21 protein-coding genes and 1 tRNA gene are annotated in these 24,306 nt (G+C 57.0%); 15 read left to right on the top strand and 7 right to left on the bottom strand.

Annotation, left to right across the window (positions count from 1 at the left end; genetic code table 11):
• Positions 1 to 47: 47 nt before the first annotated feature.
• Positions 48 to 866 (bottom strand): UTP--glucose-1-phosphate uridylyltransferase, encoded by an 819-nt coding sequence (locus tag ABV300_RS00795; RefSeq protein ID WP_353714678.1) that lies wholly within the window; start codon positions 864 to 866, stop codon positions 48 to 50.
• Between the two features lie 271 nt (positions 867 to 1,137).
• On the opposite strand from ABV300_RS00795, the gene ABV300_RS00800 reads away from it, so the two are divergent.
• Positions 1,138 to 1,407, top strand: coding sequence for a hypothetical protein (locus tag ABV300_RS00800; RefSeq protein ID WP_058438478.1), 270 nt, complete (start codon positions 1,138 to 1,140; stop codon positions 1,405 to 1,407).
• Between the two features lie 282 nt (positions 1,408 to 1,689).
• Positions 1,690 to 2,973, top strand: a complete 1,284-nt coding sequence (locus ABV300_RS00805; protein ID WP_353714679.1) for a homocitrate synthase — start codon at positions 1,690 to 1,692, stop codon at positions 2,971 to 2,973.
• 6 nt (positions 2,974 to 2,979) lie between these two features.
• On the opposite strand, the gene ABV300_RS00810 is transcribed toward ABV300_RS00805, so the two are convergent.
• Positions 2,980 to 3,687 (bottom strand): hypothetical protein, encoded by a 708-nt coding sequence (locus ABV300_RS00810; protein WP_353714680.1) that lies wholly within the window; start codon positions 3,685 to 3,687, stop codon positions 2,980 to 2,982.
• Between the two features lie 115 nt (positions 3,688 to 3,802).
• Here ABV300_RS00810 and ABV300_RS00815 point away from each other — a divergent pair, with 115 nt between their 5' ends.
• From ABV300_RS00815 to ABV300_RS00855, 9 genes are all read left to right on the top strand, one after another.
• A complete protein-coding gene (locus tag ABV300_RS00815) occupies positions 3,803 to 4,594 on the top strand; it encodes an MBL fold metallo-hydrolase (protein WP_353714681.1) in 792 nt (263 codons plus the stop codon).
• 71 nt (positions 4,595 to 4,665) lie between these two features.
• The gene (locus tag ABV300_RS00820) at positions 4,666 to 6,546 is read left to right on the top strand and encodes a TIGR03960 family B12-binding radical SAM protein (RefSeq protein WP_353714682.1); all 1,881 of its coding nucleotides are present in this window, start codon (positions 4,666 to 4,668) and stop codon (positions 6,544 to 6,546) included.
• 29 nt (positions 6,547 to 6,575) lie between these two features.
• The gene (locus ABV300_RS00825; RefSeq protein ID WP_353714683.1) at positions 6,576 to 7,142 is read left to right on the top strand and encodes a LemA family protein; all 567 of its coding nucleotides are present in this window, start codon (positions 6,576 to 6,578) and stop codon (positions 7,140 to 7,142) included.
• A 1-nt stretch (position 7,143) separates the two neighbouring features.
• On the top strand, positions 7,144 to 8,028 hold the full coding sequence (locus ABV300_RS00830; RefSeq protein ID WP_353714684.1) for a TPM domain-containing protein: 885 nt from the start codon (positions 7,144 to 7,146) through the stop codon (positions 8,026 to 8,028).
• A 90-nt stretch (positions 8,029 to 8,118) separates the two neighbouring features.
• Positions 8,119 to 9,375: a histidine--tRNA ligase gene (gene hisS, locus ABV300_RS00835; RefSeq protein ID WP_353714685.1), complete on the top strand. Its 1,257-nt coding sequence runs from the start codon at positions 8,119 to 8,121 to the stop codon at positions 9,373 to 9,375.
• A gap of 146 nt (positions 9,376 to 9,521) precedes the next feature.
• Entirely contained in the window at positions 9,522 to 10,334 is an 813-nt protein-coding gene (locus tag ABV300_RS00840) for a tetratricopeptide repeat protein (RefSeq protein ID WP_353714686.1), read from the top strand.
• Positions 10,334 to 12,775 (top strand): DNA gyrase subunit A, encoded by a 2,442-nt coding sequence (gyrA, locus tag ABV300_RS00845; RefSeq protein WP_353714687.1) that lies wholly within the window; start codon positions 10,334 to 10,336, stop codon positions 12,773 to 12,775. The genes ABV300_RS00840 and gyrA overlap by 1 nt, the downstream gene beginning before the upstream one ends.
• 96 nt (positions 12,776 to 12,871) lie before the next feature.
• Positions 12,872 to 13,516, top strand: coding sequence for a transcriptional repressor LexA (gene lexA / locus ABV300_RS00850; RefSeq protein ID WP_353715341.1), 645 nt, complete (start codon positions 12,872 to 12,874; stop codon positions 13,514 to 13,516).
• Between the two features lie 64 nt (positions 13,517 to 13,580).
• Positions 13,581 to 14,141, top strand: coding sequence for an aldolase (locus ABV300_RS00855; protein ID WP_353714688.1), 561 nt, complete (start codon positions 13,581 to 13,583; stop codon positions 14,139 to 14,141).
• A 116-nt stretch (positions 14,142 to 14,257) separates the two neighbouring features.
• Here the strand turns inward: ABV300_RS00855 and ABV300_RS00860 are convergent, their stop codons facing one another.
• From ABV300_RS00860 to ABV300_RS00870, 3 genes are all read right to left on the bottom strand, one after another.
• Positions 14,258 to 14,869 (bottom strand): glycerol-3-phosphate acyltransferase, encoded by a 612-nt coding sequence (locus ABV300_RS00860; RefSeq protein ID WP_353714689.1) that lies wholly within the window; start codon positions 14,867 to 14,869, stop codon positions 14,258 to 14,260.
• 56 nt (positions 14,870 to 14,925) lie between these two features.
• Positions 14,926 to 15,837, bottom strand: coding sequence for a branched-chain amino acid transaminase (locus ABV300_RS00865; protein WP_353714690.1), 912 nt, complete (start codon positions 15,835 to 15,837; stop codon positions 14,926 to 14,928).
• 214 nt (positions 15,838 to 16,051) lie between these two features.
• Entirely contained in the window at positions 16,052 to 16,489 is a 438-nt protein-coding gene (locus tag ABV300_RS00870) for a hypothetical protein (RefSeq protein WP_353714691.1), read from the bottom strand.
• A 157-nt stretch (positions 16,490 to 16,646) separates the two neighbouring features.
• Between ABV300_RS00870 and ABV300_RS00875 the strand changes: the two genes are divergently transcribed.
• Together ABV300_RS00875 and ABV300_RS00880 are read left to right on the top strand one after the other, a co-directional pair.
• Positions 16,647 to 19,748, top strand: a complete 3,102-nt coding sequence (locus ABV300_RS00875) for a type ISP restriction/modification enzyme (RefSeq protein WP_353714692.1) — start codon at positions 16,647 to 16,649, stop codon at positions 19,746 to 19,748.
• Positions 19,749 to 19,757: 9 nt separating this feature from the next.
• Positions 19,758 to 20,798 carry a virulence RhuM family protein gene (locus ABV300_RS00880; protein WP_353714693.1) on the top strand — a complete coding sequence of 347 codons (1,041 nt, stop codon included), beginning with the start codon at positions 19,758 to 19,760 and terminating at the stop codon, positions 20,796 to 20,798.
• 500 nt (positions 20,799 to 21,298) lie between these two features.
• Here ABV300_RS00880 and ABV300_RS00885 read toward each other — a convergent pair whose 3' ends face one another.
• Complete coding sequence (locus ABV300_RS00885; protein ID WP_353714694.1) at positions 21,299 to 21,910, bottom strand: DOMON domain-containing protein; 612 nt, start codon at positions 21,908 to 21,910, stop codon at positions 21,299 to 21,301.
• A gap of 132 nt (positions 21,911 to 22,042) precedes the next feature.
• Here ABV300_RS00885 and mazG point away from each other — a divergent pair, with 132 nt between their 5' ends.
• Complete coding sequence (gene mazG / locus ABV300_RS00890) at positions 22,043 to 22,879, top strand: nucleoside triphosphate pyrophosphohydrolase (protein ID WP_353714695.1); 837 nt, start codon at positions 22,043 to 22,045, stop codon at positions 22,877 to 22,879.
• A 91-nt stretch (positions 22,880 to 22,970) separates the two neighbouring features.
• On the opposite strand, the gene ABV300_RS00895 is transcribed toward mazG, so the two are convergent.
• Positions 22,971 to 23,048, bottom strand: a tRNA-Pro gene (locus ABV300_RS00895).
• 54 nt (positions 23,049 to 23,102) lie between these two features.
• Here ABV300_RS00895 and ABV300_RS00900 point away from each other — a divergent pair.
• Complete coding sequence (locus tag ABV300_RS00900) at positions 23,103 to 24,290, top strand: cofactor-independent phosphoglycerate mutase (protein WP_353714696.1); 1,188 nt, start codon at positions 23,103 to 23,105, stop codon at positions 24,288 to 24,290.
• Positions 24,291 to 24,306: the final 16 nt, after the last annotated feature.

Here is a 24,306-nt window from a genome sequence, read left to right on the forward strand (position 1 = left end):
GGGTGAGGGGATGTCAATTGAAGCTGAACCAATGTTGGAACCCCGGGCTAGTGTTTGCCCCCCTTCTCAGCCCAGGCTTTGTTGGCCAGGAGCCAGCCGCCTGGCTCGCCGGTGTCGTAGCGAGTGCCCTTAAGCTCGCAGGCATACACCGGCCGGGTCTTCAAGAGCAGCCTCAAAGCGTCGGTAAGCTGTATCTCGCCGCCATAGCCCGGTGGTGTGGCCGCAATAGCCCCGAAGACATCCGGCTCTAGGATATATCGCCCGATGACCGCCAGATTGGAAGGAGCTTCTTCTGCTTTCGGTTTTTCCACCAGCCCGCTTACCCGGTATATCCCCCGCCCGATGGTTTCTCCTTCAATCACTCCGTACCTATGTACCTCGTCAGCTCCGCATTTTTCAACAAGTAGGATGCTGCCTGGGTGGCGCCGGTAAACATCCAGCATTTGCTGGAGCGCCGGGGTTGTTGAATCGATAATATCATCCGGCAGGACCACGCCGAAAGGCTCGTCACCGACAGCGCTTCGGGCGGCGGCGATGGCGTGGCCAAGGCCGAGCGGGGCGGATTGATATACCCGGCTGAAATGGGACATTTGCGGCAGGGCTTTAATATCTTCGAGGTGTATCAGATCGCCCTTGGCTTCCAGCAGTGCCTCCAGTTCCGGAGCTGGTAGAAAATAATCGGCGATAACCTCTTTGCCCTTAGCAATAACGAATACTACTTCACTGATGCCCGAAGCGGTTATCTCTTCAACGATATAGTGGATGAGCGGCCGGGACAGGAGCGGCAGCATTTCTTTAGGAATGGCTTTTGTAATAGGCAGGAAACGAGTACCGGCACCAGCGGCAACGATAACAGCCTTTTTCACCGCGGCACTCATCTGCTTGCACCTCCCCGCGTGGTTACGCTGTAGCGATTATAGGCTGGCCTGACGCCGGAGCGCAAAAAGGGAGTGCCCGCCAACCAATTAATACTGGTTATGGTATGTTTTAAAAAAATCAGCATAAATGCTTAGTCCCACTCCGGGCATTTACGTTTGTACCACCGAAAAACGGGGTATTGACAAGCACGAGAATGCGCTCTATAATAAGCCAAAAGTTAGGGAATAATTAGGAAATAATAAGGGAGGTATCTGGTCTATGTGGTTGGTAATCGGTCTTATCCTCGGCGCGCTCCTTATCTGGCTGGTCTCGTTCATGAAGGGCAAGGGCGTCACCATGCGCTGGTACGAGTGGATCCTCGGCCTCATCGGCTTGGCTCTATTACTCTTCACCGTCCAGAACTACTTCGGTTCTCAGGCTGAGTTGGAGCCCACCGCCGCCAACATGTTCCTTCTGGTCACCGGCCTGCCGGCCCTGATCCTGCTCGCCATCACCTGGCAGCTGGTCATTCGCCACAAGGAGAGCTAATCTCCAGGACAACTTAATATCGCAAATCAAGAGGGAGCCTTTTGGCTCCCTCTTCTTGTTTGGCTCCCCTCAAAATATTTATTGCGTTCAGTCGTAGACCAAAGATCGTCGGACTACTTCGGCGTGAAGTGCGCGTATCAAATTGAAATAAGGCGCCGCAGATGGACAATTCATCATTGACCCAGCCAGCCGGTTACGCTGCGGCGTCTTACGTTGCCTCCTATTCCCCATTCATGTTACCATAATACTTTACCGCACTAACCGTTACGATTGAGGTCCAGTATGCCAAAAATATACATAATCGATGTCACCAACCGCGACGGCGTTCAGACAGCCAAGCTGGGTTTATCTAAACTGGAAAAGACCATGATCAACCTCTATCTTTCTGAGATGGGCGTTTTTCAGTCGGAGTTCGGTTTCCCCACAACCAGGCACGAGACCAACTACCTCCGCGCCAATCTGCGCCTCGCCGAGCTGGGAGTCATCAGCCCGCTGCGGCTGGAGGGCTGGCTGCGGGCTATCTCTTCCGATGTCGAGCTGGGCTTCAAGATGGTACCGGGCTTGAAGCATGTGAACCTATCTATTTCTACCTCACGCCAGATGATTGACGGCAAATTCAAAGGCAAAAAGAGCCGCAAGGACATCATTAACGAGATGACCGCCGCGGTCGACACTGCCTACAGGCTAGGCGCGGAAACCGTCGGTGTCAACGCCGAGGACGCCTCCCGAACCGACATCGACTATCTAATCGAATATGGGCAGGCTGCCAAGGCGCACGGCGCGATCCGCTTGCGCTACTGTGACACCCTGGGATATGACGACCCGTTTTCAATATATGAAGCCGGGCAGGCACTGGCCAAAGGCGTTGCCTTGCCCATCGAGCTACACTGCCATGGAGACCTGGGGATGGCGGTAGCCAACTCCGTAGCAGGCGCCCGAGGTGTCATCGACGGGGGCCAGGATGCCTACATCAACACAACCCTGAACGGCATTGGCGAGCGTGCCGGCAATGCCGATCTGGTGGCCACGGTACTAGCCCTCACCAAGAGTAAAAGCTTTGCCGGTAAATATGAGCTTGGGCAGCCTATTGACCTGACCAAGAGCTGGAAAATTGCCAAATTCGCCTCTTATGCTTTTGGGGTACCAATCCCCATCAATCAGCCAGGTGTCGGCGCCAACGCCTTCGCCCACGAGTCCGGCATCCACGCCGACGGAGTGCTTAAAGATCCCCACAACTACGAGCTTTACGGCTTCGAGGAACTGGGCCGCGGCGACCCCGAGATGGTGGAGACAGGGCGGGAGATCTGTGCTGGGGAATATTCGGGCATCTCAGGCTTTTCCCATATCATGGGAGAGCGTATGTCCTGGCATTTCAAAGATAAAGAAGAAGCTCAGGAGATCCTGGAACTGGTTCGCTACGCCAACGTGCTGTCACACAAGCCGCTTGTGGAGGATGAATTACTGTTTATCGCCCGTTACCCTCACACAGCGAAACGTCTTCTCACCATGACGCCCCTGGGTTCCGCCGAACCGGATCCCATTCTAGGCACGGATTCCAGGCTCTAGTCGGAATCAAGCAGTGACTACTGCAGATGGCTCCCTCTGGAACGGGTGGGTTCTGAGCAGTAGTGAATAGAAATAGGGGTAATGGTTCTTTAAATGCTCGGCATAGTTGAGCCACTCAACAACGAGCCGGTCATAAAATCTGTTGATGTCGCCTTCAAGATGCCTGCGGTCAGCATCGCTGATTTTAATCAAGTCTCCCCGGGCCTGCAGTTCCTCGGCCAAGTGGGTAATCGCCCAAAGTAGTTCGGTAAACGCTTCCCTCTCCAGCAAATTGGGATTTTCCATCAGGGTGAGTAAGAACGCCCTCTGTTCCATTAAGAAGACCTTGATACCTTGAAGATCAATCCTGCCGAAATCCACTTTCAGCCGGGTTTTCAGCGCCTGTTTTCTCGCCTGAGAGAAGTCATCCCGTGTCCATTCGGCGGTAATTCCGAAATCCCGGTAGAGTGTTTCCTGCTCGCGAAAATCAGTCAATAATTCCGCCATGAGCCGATTGCCTACCGACATGAAAAAGGCGCCAACGACCATATTGAGTTTGGATTGCAGCGATTTACGTTCCTGTGCAGCCAGGAGGCGTTCAATCAGAATGATAACCAGGAAAACCTCAAGAGGCATGAACGCGAGGTCTCCGAGAAGATAGATGAAAATATGATGGGCATCCTGGAAAATAAAATAGTGCAGAACATACAAGGCCACGGAAGCGGCAATCGCCACAACCCCGGCGATGAGGATGAATGATTTCTTGCCCACCTCGTAAATATACCACACGATGCAAGGTCAAGCCTATCTATTTGGCCGATTGAGAGTTTCCCGCTATACTTCAACGGTCATGACACAATCCCACGGCGACTCCATTATCTTCCTCGGTACCGGCGGCGCCCGTATCATGGTGGCCCACCAGATACTGGCATCCGGCGGCCTGTGGCTTTCGCTCTCAGGCCAGAACGTGCTCGTTGACCCCGGCCCCGGCTGCATCGTCCAGGTCAACAAGCGTAAGCTGCGGGCGGAAACCCTGGATGCGGTGCTCCTATCCCACCGCCATTTGGACCACTCCGGCGACGTCAATGTCATGATCGAGGCTATGACTGGCGGCGGCTTCCGCGGCAGGGGCAGGTTCTACGCCCCGGCTGACGCCTTCGGCCCGGAGCCCGTGATGTTCTCCTACCTCAAGAAGTACCTGGAGGAGGTCATCGTTCTCGAAGAGGGCGGCAAGTACGCTCTTGACGGTCTGAAGTTCGAGACGCCGCTTAAGCACCGTCACCCGGTGGAGACCTACGGCATCGTCTTTCATTCAGGCGGCAAATCGATAACCTACATCACCGACACCCGCTACTTCGACGGCTTGGTCAATGCCTACAAAGAGTCTGACCTTCTCATTATCAATGTGGTGCTGACCGAGCCGCGCCCGACCATTGATCATCTCACGCTGGCCGACGCCGAGAAAATCATCGCCGGCATCAAACCCAAAGCCGCCATCCTGACCCACTTCGGCATGAACGTCTGGCGGGCCCACCCGTGGGAGGCCGCCGCCGCCATCTCAGAGCGGACCGGTATCCCCGTCACCGCCGCCCGCGACGGTATGGTATTTCAGCTCTCCAATCTCGATACAGATATAAATTAACCCTGTCTTTTAAGGTAAAGCGAAGAACCTCAAATTCTGAAGAGCAGCTGATCTGCAACCAGGAGTACAATTTGGCCTACCCAGATTCCATTCTTTACAAGGTACAAAAGCCCGCCCGCTACACCGGCGCCGAGGTCAACGCCATCGTCAAGGACTTCGATGCGACCGCCGTGCGGCTGGCCCTGTGCTTCCCGGACGTCTACGAAGTGGGTATGTCCAACCTGTCGGTACCAATCCTCTATGACATAATCAACCGCCGCCCCGACGCTTTAGCCGAGCGCGCCTACGTGCCGTGGCCGGATATGGCCAAAGCGATACGCGACAGCGGGTTGAGCCTGTTGGCGCTGGAAAGCTTCCGCCCGCTGAAGGACTTCGATGTTGTCGGCTTCTCACTGGGGGCGGAGTTGGCTTACACCACCATGCTGGAGATGCTCGATTTGGCGGGCATCCCCGCCTGGGCCAAAGACCGCGGCGAGGATTCTCCGCTGGTCGTCGCCGGCGGAGCCTCGATGTTCAACCCGGAGCCCGTGGCGGACTTCATCGATTGCTTCTTCATCGGCGACGGCGAGGAAGCAATAGTGGAGTTCATCGACATTTACGGCGACTGGAAGGCCGGCGGCAGAGTCGACGGCAAGGCCGGACTGCTGGAGCGCGTCGCCGCCATCGAGGGATTGTACGTGCCTTCATTCTATGAGGTGACCTACCGCGACAATGGGACCGTCGCGTCAATTACGCCCAAAAACCCCATTGCCCCGCCCGCCATAATCCGCCGCATCATTCAGAAGTTGCCGCCACCGGTTACCAGCCCACCAGTACCTTACATTGAGGCGGTTCAGGACCGGGGCGTCATTGAGATTTCCCGGGGGTGCGTCCGCGCCTGCCGTTTCTGCCACGCCGGTGTCGTCTACCGCCCCGCCCGCAGCCGACCGCAGCAGGAGATCATCCAGGCCGCCGACGAGATCATCGAGAATTGCGGTTACGACGAAATTTCACTGTTGTCGCTCTCAACTTCCGACTACCCTAGCGTCGATGAGCTGGTGGGAAAACTTGCCGAGCGGTATCAGGGCAAGAACATCGCGATTTCACTGCCGTCGCTCCGGATTACCCCCTGCTCCGTGGCCCTGGTCGAGAGCCTGCCGGAAAAGAGAAAATCCGGCCTGACCTTCGCTCCGGAGGCTGCCTCGCCGCGATTGCAGAAGGTCATCAATAAGGTCATCTCGGATGAGGAACTGCTGGCCACCGCCAAGGCGGCTTTCGACCGCGGCTGGACCGGATTAAAGCTCTATTACATGCTCGGCCTGCCTACCGAGACCCTGGACGACCTATCGACTATGGCTGACATGCTGCACCGGATCTACGGCCTGGGTCGCGATGCCCCCGGACGCCGCCCGCAGATCAGAGTGTCCCTGTCCACTTTTGTGCCCAAAGCCCATACCCCGTTCCAATGGGCGGCCCAGGATGATGAGGAGACGATCAACCAAAAACAGCGCCACCTGATTGACCGGGTCAGGGTCAAGGGCATCCGGCTATCGTGGTCGGACGCCAAAATGAGCCTGCTCGAAGGCGCGTTATCCCGGGGCGACAGGCGGCTTTCGAAGGTGATATACGAGGCGTGGAAGCGCGGCAGCGTTCTCGATGGCTGGACCGAGCTTTTTTCGTGGCAGCGTTGGGCCGATGCCTTCACCGAGGCTGGCCTGGATCCGGCCTTCTACGCCAGGCGGACCCGACCCCTTGGCGAGGTGTTTCCATGGGTGCATATCGAGAGCGGAGTCACCGAAGGATTCCTTCTTCGGGAATACCGCCGCGCTCTGGCTGGAGATGCCTCCGGGGACTGCCACCATGCCCCCTGCCAGGCTTGCGGCCTGCAAGAATTGATTGATGAATGCGCGGCTTCGCTAACTCATCGGATTTCGGCCGGCGCATCTAGCCAGCCGCCGCCGTCCGCAATATAATGATGTTCAGCTGATCGAGAGGTAAATACATGAAAAAGTCGTGGATCGTTCTCGGTGCCATCCTCGGCGTGGTTCTGATTGTGGGCTTGTCGCTGGCTGGAGTCTATAACTCGCTGGTAGCTCGCAGCCAGGCGATTGACGGTCAGTGGGCACAGGTGGAGACTCAGTATCAGCGACGTTTCGACCTCATCCCCAATTTGGTGGAGTCAGTTAAGGGTATTATGATCCAGGAGCAAACGGTTTTCCTGGCATTGGCTGAGGCCCGCACCCGGTACGCCGGGGCGATTACGCCCCAGGAACAGACCGATGCCGCCAATGAAGTGGAAAGCGCTCTGGCAAGGCTCCTGGTCGTCATGGAAAATTATCCTGAACTCCGCAGCATCGAGGCGGTGACTACTTTGATGGATGAACTGGCCGGCACCGAAAACCGCATCGCCGTTGAGCGCGGCCGCTACAATACCGAGGTCCGTGATTATAACACCGCCATCAAACGCTTTCCGGTGGTGATGGTCGCCGGCATTTTCGGTTTTGATGAACGCGAATACTTTGAGAGTTTCCCCGGGACCGATATGCCGCCCCGCGTCGATTTCAGCTAGTATGAGGCGCATCTTTTTCGCCGTCGCCGCGGTGGGAGGGCTGTTCCTTTTCGGCGGTGCCGTCTGGGCCCAAGCCTTCCCGCCGCCTCAGGGATTCGTATCTGATTTCGCCGGCGTCATAGATCCCTTCGATCGCGATATTCTGGAATCCAGGCTGCAGTCGCTGGCCGATGACAACGGAGCCGAGGTGGCGGTAGTGACCATCATCACCCTGGACGGGGACACCATCGAGAACTACGCCGTGCGCCTGTTCGAGGCTTGGGGGATCGGCCAGGCTGAAACTGACAACGGCGTCCTCTTTATCACCGCCATTGCTGAGAGAAAAGTGCGCATTGAAGTCGGCTACGGACTGGAGCCGGTCATCACCGACGGGCGTGCCGGGCGAATCCTGGATAACGAAGTCCTCCCCCACTTCAGGGATGGTGACTATTCGGCCGGAATAATAGCGGGCGCCGCTGCCATTGAGGAACTAATCCATTCCGGCTCACCACCAAGCTTTATTGAAGACAATCCCCTCAGGAATATCTTTAAGGATAAGGAGACGCTCGGGATCGTTCTGGGTATTGCCAGCATCTACATGGCAGGGTGGATGTCCCGCACCAGGAGCGTCTGGCTTGGCGGAGTTTGGGGCGCTGCGGTCGGCGCAGTCCTCGGTTTAGGCTTGGGAAACCCGTGGGCGCTGTTCGGTCTTGCTCTCGGTCTTGGCCTTCTGGGACTGCTCCTGGATATCGTTTTATCCCGTAATTATCAGTCCCGAGCTTCTTCAGGGTTGCCGACTACCTGGTACTCCAGCGGCGGGGGCTTTAGAGGAGGATCGGGTGGTTCGGGTTTCGGAGGATTTTCCGGCGGCGCCTCGGGCGGCGGCGGAGCCTCCCGCGGATGGTGACTCACAATCAGACTCTCAAACTTTTTCGATTGTACATCGCCCTACCTTCAGGGTATCATCAGGCGGAAATACAAGGAGCACTGCAGCATTATGGACTACCAGGCGCCCCGCGGTACTCAAGACATACTCCCTGAAGATCAAACATGCTGGAGATATGTCCGTGAAAAAGGCGAAGCCATCGCGCAAAGGTACGGCTACTCCCGTATAGATACCCCCACATTTGAAGATGCCAGACTCTTTACCCGGACGGTCGGAGAAGAGACAGACATCGTCACCAAAGAAATGTACACCTTTGCCGACCGAGGCGGTTCGGACCTGACGCTGCGGCCGGAAGGCACGGCTCCGGTTTGCCGGGCCTACATCGAGCACGGCATGGCCTCGCGCCCCAGGCCGGTGAAACTCTACTACCTGGCCAGCATTTTTCGCTACGACCGGCCACAGGCTGGGCGTTATCGGGAACATCACCAGTTCGGCTTCGAGCTTTTCGGCGAAGCCGACGCCGCTGCCGATGCCGAGGTCATAGAAATGGCTTGGCGGTTCTACCGGGAACTCGGGTTAATCACTCTCCCGGTGCAGATCAATTCCATCGGCTGCCCGGAATGCCGCTCTGCCTACCTTTCAGCGCTTAAAAATTATTACGCCACCTGCCTGGATACAGCGTGCTCCGACTGCAAAACCCGCTACCACAAGAACCCGCTGCGCCTGCTGGATTGCAAGAAGCCGGATTGCCGCGCCGCGGCGGTCAAGGCGCCCCATGCCGTAGAATATCTCTGCCAGGACTGCAAGATCCATTTCGACAAGCTGATCGCCTTCCTGGGGGCGGTGGAGATACCTTTCGAAGTCAACCACCGCTTGGTCCGCGGCCTGGACTATTATTCCCGCACCGTCTTCGAAATCCAGCCTGCTGAAGAAGGTGCCCAAAGCACCATCGGGGGTGGCGGCCGCTATGACAGCCTGATCGGTCAACTCGGCGGAGAGCATACCCCCGCCGTCGGTTTCGCTACCGGCATCGAGCGTATTATCATTAACCTCAAGCGGCAGAATGTAGCTGTGCCGGGGATGCCAGCGCCTCGCTTTTTTATCGCCTGGCTGGGTGATGCCGCCGGGCTGGCGGCTTTCTCGCTGACCGCCATTCTGCGGCAAGCCGGCATAAACCTGATACAATCGCTGTCTGGCCGCAGCTTGAAAGCCCAACTGCGGCAGGCTTCCTCGCTCGGGGCGGAATACGCGTTGATCATTGGTGATTCCGAGCTCTGCAAACAGGAAGTAGTATTGCGTGATCTGTTGAGATCCACCCAGCGTTCGCTGCCGCTGGAAGGGATAGTAGAATCCCTGAGGTCTGTTTGAAAGTCAGCCACACTTAAGAAGGGGTGGGTTACGGACCCGATATTCTGTAGTTAACGACATCAACAAAGAGTGTCGCCAGGCCAGTTTGCCCACCCCTTTTCAATCGGTTACAATCTCAATCCAAAAGTTATCTTTAGGAGCCGGTGATGGTCCATAGTGACGAAGAACAGGCAAAGCTGAAAAAACAGAACACCCAGTCCGCTATTGACCTGGCCCTGGCTGGCCGCTGGAGAGAAGCGGTAACCGTTAATAAATCTATTGTGGAACTTTTTCCCGATGACACCGAAGCGCTCAACCGGCTGGGCAGGGCTTTTCTTGAGCTTGGCGAGTACGGTGAAGCCCGGGAGGCGTATCGGAAAGCGAAGGAACAGGATCCTTATAACACCATCGCTGACCGTAACTTGCGTCGGCTGGAACTTCTAACCATATCGGGCGCCAAACCCATTGCTGACACAGACGTACAGCGGGTTGAGCCGCAGGTTTTCCTTGAGGAAACAGGGAAAGCCGGAGTGTTTAATTTATCCCGCTTGGCGCCCAGGGAAGTGTTGGCCGGAGTGGTTGCCGGAGATAAGGTCAACTTACGAGCCAGTGGTGCCGTTCTGGTGATTGAGGGCATGTCCGGCGAGCAACTCGGAATTATCGATCCCCGTTATGCTTTGAAATTGCTGAAGCTCATGAAAGGCGGTAACCGCTATTCAGCCAACGTTATCAGTTCCGCCGAAGACAAACTCTCCGTCATTATCAGGGAAACATATCAGGATCCCTCTCAAATTGGGCAAATCTCTTTCCCGACGCGCCAAAGTCCAGCCACAGTAAGAAAACCCGAACTCGAAGTGTCTGGTGAGGAATTAGAAAGCGCTGTTGATGGCGAAGAAGCCGATGTGTCCCCGGAAGAGAGACTGGAAGACGAAACCTATCCCGACGACGGTGACGATGAAGAGGAGGACTTGGAGGTCTAATGGTAATAGGAAAAACCCGCCCTGTCAATATTGAGGAGGAGATGAAAAACTCCTACCTGAATTATGCCATGAGCGTGATTGTCTCCCGCGCTCTGCCGGATGTCCGCGATGGCCTGAAGCCGGTTCACCGACGCATCCTTTATGCCATGAGCGAACTTGGGATGCGTTTTAATACCCCCTATAAGAAGAGCGCACGCATTGTCGGCGAAGTTTTGGGTAAATATCACCCGCACGGCGATACTTCGGTTTATGATGCCATGGTGCGGATGGCCCAGCCTTTCTCCATGCGATACCCCCTGGTCGACGGTCAGGGCAACTTCGGTTCGGTTGATGCCGACCCGCCGGCGGCTATGCGCTATACCGAGGCACGCCTTACCCGTTTGGCAGAGGAAATGCTGGTAGATATCGATAAGGACACCGTCGATTTCATGCCGAATTTCGACGCATCGCTGAGCGAACCGGTAGTGCTCCCATCCCGCCTGCCGAACCTCCTGATGAATGGCTCGGCAGGCATCGCGGTGGGTATGGCCACCAATATCCCGCCTCACAACTTAGGCGAGTTATGTGACGCAATCACGCATCTGATCGACAACCCGGACTGCTCCATGGACGACCTGTTGAATTTCGTCAAGGGTCCGGATTTTCCAACCGGAGGCATCATTCTGGGAAGAGATGGCATCAGAAGCGCCTATGCTTCCGGGCACGGTAAGGTAGTAATCCGCGCGCGCGCCCACATCGTGGACACCCAGGAAGCAGGGAGCAGGCGGCAGATTATCATTACCGAACTGCCCTACCAGGTTAATAAAGCTGAATTGGTCGGTCGTATCGCAATGCTGGTCCGTGAAAAGAAAGTGACCGGCATAGCCGAAATCCGGGATGAATCTGACAGACAGGGTTTGCGCATTGCCATCGATCTTAAGAGAGACGGCCAGCCGCAACAAATCCTGAACAATCTCCATAAACACACCAATCTCCAGGACAGTTTTTTTATCAATATGCTGGCATTGGTGGACGGAAAACCTCAAGTTATCAACCTGAAAGAGGCGCTGAAGCTTTATGTCGACTTCCGCCAGGTAGTCATTACCCGACGGTCAAAATTCGAACTTAAAGCAGCAAAAGAGCGCGCCCATATACTGGAAGGGCTAAAAATCGCCCTCGACAATCTGGATGCCATCATCAATCTCATCAGAAAAGCCGAGAATGCCGACACAGCCCGACGCGAACTGCAAAGCCGTTTCGGGTTGTCGCAGATCCAGGCTCAAGCCATCCTGGACTTGCAGTTGCGTCGCCTGGCCGGCCTCGAGAGACAGAAGATACTTGACGAATACGCCGAGGTCCTGAAGCAGATCTCCTACCTGGAAGACCTGTTAGCCAATCCTCGCAAGATCCTGCTTCTGATTAAGTCTGATTTGGGCGAAATCAGAACCAGATACGGTGATGTCCGCCGCACCGAGATCCAGGCTCAGGGCGTCATCGAGTTCCGGGAAGAAGACCTGATTCCCCACCAGAGTATGGTGGTTACCATCACCGAGCGAGGCTTCATCAAACGCGTGCCCACCGAGGTCTACCGCCTGCAGCACCGCGCCGGTCGGGGCAAGAGCATTATCACCACCCGCGAGGAAGACGCTGTCCGCTTCGTGATGGTCGCCGATACTCATGACTCGGTGCTGCTATTTACCAACCGTGGCCGGATCTTTTCGATCCGATGCCATGAAGTCCCCTGCGATTTGTCGCGCACCGCCAAGGGACTAGCGATCATCAACCTGGTACCGGTGGCCGAGAATGAAAAGATCACCGCTATGCTCTCGCTCTCGGAGTTCCGGGAGGATACCTCGCTAATCATGGCTACCGGCGGCGGCGAAATCAAGCGTACCTCAGTGTCGGACTTCGCCGCGGTGCGTTCCAGCGGCCTCCTGGCGATGGACCTACCTAAGGGCGACGAACTTATCGGCGCGGTACTGGCCAAAGAAGAAGACAATATCATCCTTATTACCAACTGTGGCCAATCTATCCATTTCCCGGTGGCCGATATCCGCCTGTCCCAGCGCGCCTCCGGCGGCGTCAAGGGCATCAGCTTCAAAGACGACGATCGCGTCGTCGGTCTGGATGTCACGTGCCCCAGCCATTTCGTCCTGGTGGTCACCGAAGGCGGCTATGGCAAGCTGACCAGGGTCGAGGAATACCCGCTGCAGCATCGCGGCGGCTCCGGTGTACTGACCTTCAAGGTAGTGGACAAGACTGGTCCGGTGGTCGCTGGGCGCGTCGTTGACCGGGAACATCAGGTGATGATCGCCACCGCCGAGGGTGTGGTCATCCGCACCCCGGTAGGCACTGATGACGAGGAAAAGGGCATCGTGGTCATGGGCCGCAGCACCCAGGGGGTGATCGTCATCCGTCCCGACGAGAACGACAGGGTGGTGACTTTCGGCATGGTGGTATGATTTGACCTCCCGGGTGAGACACGGTATTGACATTATCGGTCGGATGAGCTAAAGTACTCCAAAGAACACTTGTTCAGGGGTGACCAAATGGCTAAAATGTCTGATACCCTTTCATCACGCCAGGAAAAGATTCTGGAATATATTCGGGGCTACATGGGGCATCACGGCATTCCGCCGAGCATCCGGGACATCGTTGCCGGGTGCGGCATCAGCTCCACCTCGGTAGCTGACTACAACCTAAAACACCTCGAACGACTGGGCTTCATCCGACGTCACCATGAGATTTCCCGCGGTATCGAACTGGTGAGTAAAGACGGCCGTCCTGGACCAGCCGCCGTCCCCTTAATGGGTCAGATTGCCGCCGGACGACCAATACCGGTGCCGGACAGCGAAAGCTGGAGCACTGCCGCCTCCGCCGAGATGATCGAGGTCCCGGAGTCCTTCATCGCTAACCGCAAGGATGTCTTCGCCCTTAAAGTCAAAGGCACCTCGATGATTGACGCCCTGATCAACGACGGTGACCTGGTGGTTATGCAGGCCGTTCAGTCGGTAGACAACGGCGACATGGCAGCGGTTTGGCTCAAGTCCGAGAAAGAGGCCACCTTGAAACGCTTCTTTAAAGAGAAGGGTGACCGCATCCGCCTGCAGCCGGCCAACTCCCAGATGGCGCCTATCTACGCCGACGCTTCCAACGTCGCTGTCCAGGGCCGCGTCGTCGGCGTCATTCGCAAGCTCGTTTGAATAATCCCTCCCGGTCAGCTACCATATGAAGGTCTCCCCAAGTACCTTAGAGGTAGTCTGACTCATGCTTAACACCGAGTTTAAAGAGGTTGGCAAAGCCCTGTTCACCCGCGGCCTCGTGTCGTCGCACTCCGGCAACCTGTCGGTACGTCTGAACGACGAGAAGATGCTTATCACCCGCCGCGGCAGTCAGCTGGGCGCGCTCCAGGATCAGGACCTCATCGAGACCGGCATCGACAAGAACGATCTGAAAACCCCTCTGGCCTCGGTAGAGTTACCGGTACACCGCGCCATACTGCAGCACACGGCGGCCGGGGCAGTGGTCCATGCCCACCCGCCCCACGCCATCGCCCTGTCCATGAATGAAACGGAGATCCCCACCGAACAGTTCGAGGCGTATGAACTGGGGACAGTGCCCGTTTTAGGCTGGAACCAGGATGTCCGTCCCGGCTGCCTGGGCGACGCCATTGCCGAGGCGCTGAAGACCCATAAAATCATCCTGGTCTACGGACACGGCACCTTCGCTGTGGGCCAGATACTAGAGGAAGCTTACAAATACACCGCCGCCCTGGAAGAGGTCTGCCAGGTTCAGTGGCTGGTTAAAACCCTCCGTAAGTCCAGATAGCCTTCTCGCCGTATGCCATCCTGTCCGCTCAATTCGCCCCCCTCGCTCTTCGATGCGGCCAGGGAAAACTGGCTCGCCGCGTCACCGGAAGGACTCTGCCCATGCCGGGACGGACGTCATGACCGTTTGGGCTTGATCTCATCGGGGCCGAGCGCCCCAAACCCGCGGCGTTTGAAATCAGCGATGGCGTCAGGAGCGTACTTCAGCGCGATAACGGCGTTCAGGCAGAGGGCCGCGAGTACCACCGCCGCCGAGTGGGAGGCCAGCCAGGCCAATCCCGGCAGGCAGAGCAGGGCCACGGCGTTGCCCAGCACCAGGTTCCTGCCCAGCCGCCACACCGCCAGGATGATCCCGGCGAAGACAAGGAAGACCCAGCCCTGGCTGTAGATCAGTGAAGCGGTCAGCACGGCGCCGGCCGCGGCGGCCATGCCTTTGCCGCCTTTAAAGCCGAGCCAGACCATCCAGTTGTGACCGATGACGCAGCCGACACCGGCAAAGAGCACCCAGCCAGCCGAGGCGTCCAGGGCGTATCGGGCGGTCAGCACCGCCGCTGCGCCTTTGGCGACATCCAGAACAGCGACGGCAATGCCCGCCTTGAGGCCGATGCTCCGGATGGTATTCAGGGCACCGACATTCCCGGCGAGCCGCTGACCGGACAGCCGAGCGACGAGGCGGGCTGTAGGGATGGAGCCCCAGAGATAGCCCGCCAGCAGGGCTAACAGCGGCATATCTCAGCCCTCACCCTGTCCCCTCTCCCGCGAGGTCGCGGGCGGGGGGACGATCTTTAGTAGACGGGTGTGCACCAACCGGCGTACTTCGGCAGGTTGCCCTTGATGGCCTCGAAGTAGAGGTCCTTGAGTTTGGCGGTCACCGGGCCGATGCCGCCTTCGCCGAGGCGGCGCCGGTCAATCTCGCACACCGGGGTCAGGTGAGCCGCCGTGCCGGTCAAGAAGCATTCGTCGGCGGTGTAGAGTTCGTAGCGGTCAACCAGCCGTTCTTCGACCTCCAGGCCGAGTTCCTGCTTCGCCAGGGTGATGACGGTATCGCGGGTGATGCCGTTCAAGATGCTGGAGTAAGTGGCCGGGGTGACGAGCTTGCCTTTTTCAACCAGGAAGAGGTTCTCGCCGGAGCCCTCGGCGACGTGACCGTCGGGGGTGAGCATGATGCCCTCGTCGAAGCCGTTCTCGATGGCCTCGGTCTTGGTCAGGGCGTTGTTGATGTACAGGCCGGTGGCCTTGACCGACGGCGGGAAGACATTGTCGTCAGGGCGGCGCCAGGTCGAGACGGCGCAGCGGCAGGTGTCGACATCTATGTAGCGGCCCCAGGGGATGGCGAAGACCAGAAAGTCGCTCTTCAGATCATGCAGGCGGACGCCCAGGGCTTCGCTCGACTTGTAAGCCAGCGGGCGGACGTAGGTGTCCTCTTTGAAGCCGCACTTTTTGACCACGTCGGCGGTGATGCGGGACAGGTCCTCAGCGGTGTGGGGGATATCGAGCCGGAGTACCTTGCAGCCGTCCTTCATCCGCTTCATGTGATCCAGGAGGCGGAAGATGTAGAGCTGGCCGTGGGCAGCGTTCCAGTTGGCGCGGATGCCCTCGAACAGGGCGGTGCCGTAGTGCAGGGCATGGGTCATGACCGAGATTTTGGCGTCCTCCAGCGGAACGACGGCGCCTTTGAAATAACAGTAGCTCGGCATGGCCTTTCTCCTTTTTAATCCTTTCGCGCGGTTCAGGATCGCTCAGTATGGATATCGATTATAGACTCTCGGGGGCGGACGGGCAAGCTGGCGGCGGCCGGATTTGTTTTTGTTTCCCGTCGAAAGAAGCACTTTTGGGAGAAACGAAGCCCAAAATCCGCGATGGGCCAATCCCGGGGAACGATAATCGTCGGGAACGGGAACGAAAGCGCCATCAGCTGCCAGCACCAACCGCCGGGGACGGACCGGGACGCATGGCCGCGGCGAGGCGGCTCCGAAGCGATGGGGTGAGCGCCAGGTCAAAGCAAAGGCGGATGAAGTAGGCCGCCAGGTCATCGTCAAAGCCGCGGCGGGGCAGGCCGTACTTGCGCCGCACCAGGGCGCACAGATGATTGAAGGAGCCGTCCTTGAGGCCGGCAGGGCCGGGCGGGCCGCCGCCCAAAAGGGCTATCTGCCACAGGGCGAGGACGATGTCCAGGTCATAGCCGGAGTAGCCGGAGTCCTCGATCACCCGTCGAAAGGCCTCGGCGCGCTGCCTGGAATAGTAGCCGTGGCTGACGGCGTTGCGGTTGCCCGGCTGCGCGCCGCGGCGGCGGGGCGGGGAGGAGGCGACAGACTGAGATGCCGGTACACTTGTTCTAATATTGTTCATGGCGGAGATTATAGCACTAGTGTTCCCTGTTCTGTCAAGGGAGTTTTGTCGTTTTTGGGGTATCTATTTTTTACACGGCCTTGGGGTGCTACATACCGTACCCCTACTGCTGGACACGTGATGTATAATCAAACATCTTTGTTATGGAGACGTATACATGACCGAAGCTACAGCCCTTTTCAAAACTTACCTAGCTGAGTTAGCGGCCAAGTTGGCAACCGGGGATTCTACCGAGCATTCCCACCGTACCGCATTGCAGCATCTGATCGAAGGACTGTTACCCAGCATTACCGCAGTCAACGATCCGAAGCATACAGCGGTGGGTGCACCGGATTTCCTGGTAAAAAAGGGCGAGGTAATCATAGGGCATATCGAGGCGAAGGACATCGGCGTCAATCTGGAGAAGGTGGAAAAGACCGACCAATTCAAGCGGTACGTCCCGGCGCTGTCTAATTTCATCCTGACCGACTACCTGGAATTCCGCCACTACATCGACGGCAAACTGCACTACCAAAAGAGCCTAGGAAGCCTGGTTGATGGCAAGATCAAGCGCCAGCCGGAGAACATCCCCGCCGTCGCCGAGCTTTTAGACCGGTTCCTCTCCATGAACGCCGCCTCCGTGGGCACGCCAAAAGAATTGGCGGTGCGCATGGCAAAAATTGCCCATTACATCCGCAACCTGATACTGGAGACGCTGAACGCCGAAGCGGAGAAAGGCGAGCTTCACAACCAGTTGGCCGCCTTCCGCGAAAACCTGATCCCCGAGCTGTCACACGAACAGTTTGCCGACATGTATGCCCAGACCATAGCCTACGGCTTATTCGCCGCCCGCTGCACCAAGCCCACGGAAAAACATTTCACCCGTTCCGACGCCGCCCAGAACCTACCGAAGACCAACCCGTTCCTCCGAAAACTATTCCAGCATATTGCCGGTTACGACCTCGATCCGCGCATCGCCTGGCTGGTGGACGAACTGGCGCAGGTGCTGGCGCAGGCCGACATGGCGGCGGTCTTGAAGGACTTTGGCAAACATTCCGGCAAGGAAGACCCGGTGGTGCATTTCTACGAAACATTTCTCAAGGAATACGACCCCAAGATGCGGGAGATGCGCGGTGTCTACTACACGCCGGAGCCGGTGGTTTCCTACATTGTCCGCTCGGTTGACCACCTGCTGAAAACACGCTTCAACAAGCCCACCGGCCTGGCTGACGACAGCGTCTATATCCTGGACCCGGCGGTGGGCACCGCTACCTTCCTCTACATGGTAATCAATGAAATACACGAGGCGGTAGTGGGGGCGGGGCAGAAGGGCGCCTGGAACGACTACGTTGCCAAGAAGCTGCTGCCGCGGCTTTACGGCTTTGAACTGCTGATGGCGCCCTATGCCGTGGCTCATCTGAAACTTGGTCTCCAGCTTCAAGAAACCGGCTACAAGTTCGAGACCGACGAACGGTTGGGCATTTACCTGACGAATACCCTCGAAGAGGCAGCCAAACACGCCGCCCAGATGGGATTTTCCCAGTGGATCTCCGAAGAATCCAACGCCGCTGCTGAGGTCAAGAAGGACAAGCCGATCATGGTGGTGTTGGGCAATCCCCCATATTCAAAGCATTCCGTTAACAAAGGACCCTGGATTAAGAAATTAATTGAAACCTATAAAACGGTCGATGGTAAACCGCTGGGTGAGAAAAATCCCAAATGGTTGCAAGATGACTATGTCAAATTCATCCGGTTTGGTCAATGGCGGATTAACCGGACTGGCCAAGGGATCATGGCTTTTGTCACCAACCACGGATATCTAGATAATCCGACGTTTCGCGGTATGCGCCGGTCCCTGATGGACGGTTTCTCGGATATCTATATCTACAATCTTCATGGCAATTCTAATAAAAGGGAAATACCTCCCGATGGTGGTAGGGATGAGAATGTCTTTGATATACAGCAAGGCGTGGCTATTGCAATTTTTATTAAAGAGGCGGGTAAAACCACTCCCGCCAAGATTCACTACGGGGACTTATGGGGAATCAGGGAACAGAAAAACCAACTATTAGGAGCGACTGATATTACTCAGGTGTCTTGGGGAGAGCCGCAACCTATAAGTCCCTTTTACATGTTCCCACCAGCGAATAGCGATTTACTATCCGAATTTTCGAGTGGTTGGAACATTTCGGAAATATTCCGAGTTAATAGTGTCGGGATATTGACGTCCAGAGACGAATTGACGATAAGGTGGTCAAAGGAAGAAGTATCGTCGACTATTAAAGAGTTTTGTCAGCTGTCTGTCGAAGATGCTAGGTTAAAATACAACTTAGGTGAAGATGTCAGAGATTGGAAGGTGAATCTAGCCCAAAAAGATCTTAAAGATAGTAATTTGTCATCTAAAAATATTATCCCGGTTTTATACCGTCCTTTTGACACGCGCTACACCTACTTTACCGGTCATTCGAGGGGCTTTCATTGTATGCCGCGTGGGGAAGTCATGCACCACATGTTATTGAAAGATAACTTGGCGCTTATTTCTGCACGAATGAACAAAACTCAAGAAATGAATCATTTCCTTTGTGCAAGAAATATCACAGAAATCAAATGCGGGGAATATACAATCGGGTCTTATTTATTTCCTCTATACCTTTATCCTGTAAAGGGTGAAATGCAGTTTGAGGTCGGGCGACGACCGAACCTCAATCCGGAATTCATCAAGGATATTTCTAATAAGTTGGAATTAGCGTTTATCCCGGACGGCAAAGGGGATTTGGAGACGACATTCGGGCCTGAAGATATCTTCAATTACGCCTACGCTGTTTTCCATTCGCCGACCTACCGCAGCCGGTACGCGGAGTTCCTGAAGATAGATTTCCCTCGCCTGCAACTGACCTCCGACAAGGAGTTGTTCAAGGCGCTGGCGGAGAAGGGCGAGGAGTTGGTGGCGCTGCACCTGATGGAGGCGGCGGTGTTGAACCACTTGATTACCTCTTACCCTTTGACTGGCAGTCAAAAGGTAGAGAAGGTCAGCTATGACGAGAAGCTGCGGCGGGTGTACATCAATAAGGAGCAATTTTTTGAGGGGGTGGAGCCGGAGGTTTGGGAGTTCCAGGTTGGCGGGTACCAGGTGGCGGAGAAGTGGTTGAAGGACCGCAAGGGTCGGACGCTTACCTACGATGACATTATCCATTACCAACGGATAATTGTGGCACTGACGGAGACGCGGCGGGTGATGGCGGAGATTGATGAGATCATACCGGGGTGGCCGGTGGAGTAGGAGATAAAGATGGGTAATGAATTGGTACCGCAGGAGAATGACGTCATCATGTATACCACGCCCGATGGGGTGGTTAGAGTTGAAGTCATCTTTCAGAACGAAACATTCTGGATGACGGCAAACCGAATGGCTGAACTGTTTGGTACGACAAAGCAGGTAGTAAGCTACCACCTGCAAAATATCTACGAAACCGGGGAGCTTTCAAGAGGGGCAACTGTCAAAGAAATTTTGACAGTTCAAATAGAGGGAGACAGGCAAGTATCCCGAAATCTGGAGTATTACAACTTAGACGTGATTATCGCTGTGGGATACCGGATCAACAGCCGACAAGCTACTCAGTTTCGGATATGGGCTACGGACACGTTGCGAGAATTCATTGTTAAGGGTTTTGTCCTCGATGATGAACGGCTCAAGCAAGGTCAGCGGTTCGGTAAAGACTACTTTGACGAACTGCTGGAGCGTATTCGGGAGATACGGGCCAGCGAGCGGCGATTTTATCTTAAAATTACCGACATATATGAACAGTGCAGTATTGATTATGACCCGAAAGCGGACATTACCCAAACCTTCTTCAGGACAGTGCAGAATAAGCTCCATTGGGCAATCACCGGCAAAACAGCGGCGCAGCTAATTTCCGAACGGGCTAACGCGACACTCCCGCACATGGGTTTGAAAACCTGGAAAAACGCACCGCATGGAAAAGTTCTGAAGTCCGATGTATCGGTGGCAAAAAACTATCTTGGCGAAAAAGAGATCAAAGACCTTGAGCGGGTAGTATCCATGTATCTTGACTATGCCGAAAACCAGGCTGAACGGCACATCCCAATGAAAATGGCAGATTGGATTAGAAAATTGGATACCTTCCTTCAGTTCAATGAGTACCAGATTCTCACAAACGCGGGAACTATTTCTCATGAGGTAGCCGTAAAAACCGCTCAGAATGAATATGAGAAATTCCGGGTGACCCAAGACAGAGACTATATCAGCGATTTTGAAAAAGCTACGAAGAAGATCACCGGTTCGCGCAGGCTCAAGAAAAAAGTGGAATAGTTAACGGGCAAGCTCAGAGGGTTGCGCAATTCGAAGTAGATTGCCACTTCGCTGCGCTCCTCGCAATGACGGAATTAGATTGGGGTTGACCTTCGATCCTTCCACAGGCTCAGGACGAACGGGCTCGGGGTGATTCGGAACAGATTGCCATGTCGCACGCCCTCACCACATTCGCTGCGCTCAGTGCAGGCTCTAGACCCTCTCCCAGGGGGAGAGGGAATGAAAAGGAAAGGCCATTTGCGGCTCCCCGCAATGACGGAATGGGGTGGAGTTCACCCTTCGACAGGCTCAGGGCGAACGGGGGTTGAGGAAATACCCCTCACCCTCTTATCCCTCTCCCTCAAGGGGCGAGGGAGGTTGGAGCCGGAGGGATGCGGTGAGAGCAAGTCGAATCAGATTGCCACGCGCTTTCGGCGCTCGCAATGACAGGGGTTTGTGAGGCCCAGCAATGACAGAGTTGGTTAGCCCTTCGACAGGCTCAGGGCGAACGGACGAAGGGGCTATTTGATCTGGATCTCGGCGTAGCCGCGGCCGCCGGCGGGATGGGCGCCGGAATCAGTGGCAGCGAAGCCGACAGCCCACATGATTTTATTCAGGCCGATTTCCAGCTTCTGATCCTTGGCGTCGCCGGTGTCCAGCTTGCGGCAGAACTCAATGATGGTGGTGTTGCCGGTCACCGAGCCGGAAAGCTGCTCAACATCATTGCGGTCATCGGCGGGATGGGGAGTCAACTTGTCAATGGACATGGCGTCGGTGGCGTAGGCCACGCCGCCGGCGACGAAGCCGATGATCATATCGGAATTGGTCTTCTTCATTTCCGCGGTCCAGTCATCGGGCAGGAAGCCGAGGGCGACGTAGCCGGGGGAATAGGGCGAGGTGCCCTGCATGGCGACGTAGATATACTTGCCGTCCGAGTTCCAGTTGAGGGTGAAGAACTCCGACATGACCAGCTGGTTCTCATATTCGCCGGGAGTGACCCGGCCGTCCGAAGTCCAGGCGACGCCCTGGGGCGACTGGAAGGTGGCGGCGGTGTTGTCCGAACAGCCGGAGGCGGCGGCCAGGATCAAGAGGACGGCGCCGACGCTCAGCAGACCCAGGGCTTTCTTGCTCACCGCATCACCTCAAAAACTCCGCGAACGTTAAGGCAGGACAACTTAAAGGCGGAGAAAAACATAATTCCGTTATTATAGCTTACAAAAGCCGGTTTTCAAAGAGCGTGGCGGCGGCGCGGCGGCGCGGGTATAATGCGTTATCCCCTCTTGAGAGGTAACGAATTGGCTGATCTTTCGGCAGGCTCAGGGCAGGCGGGCGAGGAGTTCCAGAGGCTGGTGGATGTCATTGACCGGCTGCGGGGGCCGGACGGCTGCCCGTGGGACCGGGAGCAGACCCACCGATCAGTCCGCGACTCACTGCTTGAGGAATGCTACGAGGTGCTGGAAGCCATTGACGCCGGCGACGGCGGGGAGCTTCAGACGGAACTCGGCGACCTCCTGATGCAGGTGGTGTTCCATGCCCGGATCGCGTCGGAGGCGGGCGGCTTCAATATCGGCGACGTCATCGGCGGCATAACCGCCAAGCTCATCCGGCGCCACCCGCACATCTTCGGCCAGGCGAAGGCGGCGGATTCGGGGGAGGTGCTGCGGCGGTGGGAGGACATTAAAGCGGCGGAGCGGCCGGAAAAGACTTCAATGCTGGACGGGGTGCCCCGGGCGATGCCGGCGCTGGCCTACAGCCAGGAGGTCCAGGGCCGGGCGGCAAGGGTGGGCTTCGACTGGCGGGACGACCAGGGCGTCGTCGACAAGCTGGCCGAGGAGGTCTCGGAGCTAAAGGAGTCGGCGTCGGCGGCGGAGAAGGAAGCCGAGTTCGGCGACATCCTGTTCACCCTGGTCAACTGGGCGCGGCGCCAGGGGATAGACGCCGAGAGCGCGCTTAGAGGCGCCGGGCGGAAGTTCGCCGGGCGTTTTAAGGCGATGGAAGCCTGCTGCGCCGAGGGGGGGATATCATTTAAGGAACTGACCTTCGACCAGCAGAACGAGCTGTGGGAACGGGTCAAGGACGGCGGCGGTGACTCGGGCGGCTAATCGTGCTATCATGAGAGCGGCGGTGGCCGGGGACCGGGGCATCGTAAAAGACGGCTGAAGCGCCTAGCGGCGCGGAGGACAGGGGAAAGAATGGTCGGGGCGAGAAGATTTGAACTTCCGGCCTCAGCGTCCCGAACGCTGCGCGCTAACCAGGCTGCGCTACGCCCCGCCAGAATGGTTATTATAGCCTTACCCCTGCCGCATTAGCAAACAGGAAGGCGTTATGAAATACGTGGTGCTCATCATTGACGGAGCGTCCGGGTGGCCGGCTGAGGGGCTGGGCGGCAAGACCAGCCTGGAGGCGGCTCAAACCCCGAACCTCGACCAGATGGCGCGGCGGGCGACGGTGGGCCTGGCCGGCACGGTACCGGCGGGCATGGAGCCTTCTTCCGCCTGCGCCTGCATGTCGGTGCTGGGCTACAACCCGAAGGTATTTTACAAGGGCCGCGCTGCCATTGAGGCCAGGTCTTTAGAGATCCCCATCGCCGCGGACGAGACGGTCTTCCGGGCTAACCTGGTGACCATCGAAAACGGCAGGATGGCGGACTATTCAGCGGGGCATATCGGTTCAAACGAGTCCGCCGAGCTGATACGTTTCCTGGATGAAAAGCTAGGGACGCCGGAGTTGTCACTGCACCCGGGGGTCGGCTACCGCCATATTTTAAAGCTTAAAGGGCGTCCGGAGACGCTGAAAGCCGCCTGCACGCCGCCGCACGATATTCCGGGACAGCCGGTGGAGGATTATCTGCCGCGGGGCGAGGGTTCGGACATCCTGCGCCGGATTATGGCTGACTCGGCGGAACTGCTGAAAGACCACCCGGTCAACCGGGACAGGACCGCCCGGGGCGAAAAGCCGGCGACGAGCCTGTGGCTGTTCTGGGGCAGTGGGCAATTGCCGAACATGCCGTCCTTCAAAGACCGCTACGGGCTGTCCGCGGCCATCACCTCAGGCGTCGATCTGCTGCGGGGTCTGGGCCAGATGCAGGGCATGGACGTGCTGTGCATCGAGGGGGTGACCGACAATTCGGACAACGATTACGCCTTCCAGATGGAGCAGGCGCTTAGAGCCCTGGAGACATACGACATGGTGGTCGTCCACGTGGAAGCGCCGGACGAGGCGGGCCACGCCGGCGACGCCGATGGCAAAGTCAAGGCGATCGAGATGATCGACCGCGATATGGTGGGGCGGCTGCGCGAATACAGCCGGGACAGGCTGCGGGCGCTCATCATGCCCGACCACCCGACGCCGCTCCAGATACGCACCCATGCCGCCGAGCCGGTGCCGTTCATGATCTGGGGCTCCGGGGTGCGCACCTCCGGCGCCCGCCGTTTCACCGAGGCCGAGGCCAAAGGCACCGGGGTGGCGGTGGCCGAGGCGCACAACATCATGAGCATGGTCGTCCGGGGTTAATAACCAGTCGGAAATC

It is taken from the genome of Dehalogenimonas sp. 4OHTPN (assembly GCF_040448695.1).
GTDB lineage: Bacteria > Chloroflexota > Dehalococcoidia > Dehalococcoidales > Dehalococcoidaceae > Dehalogenimonas.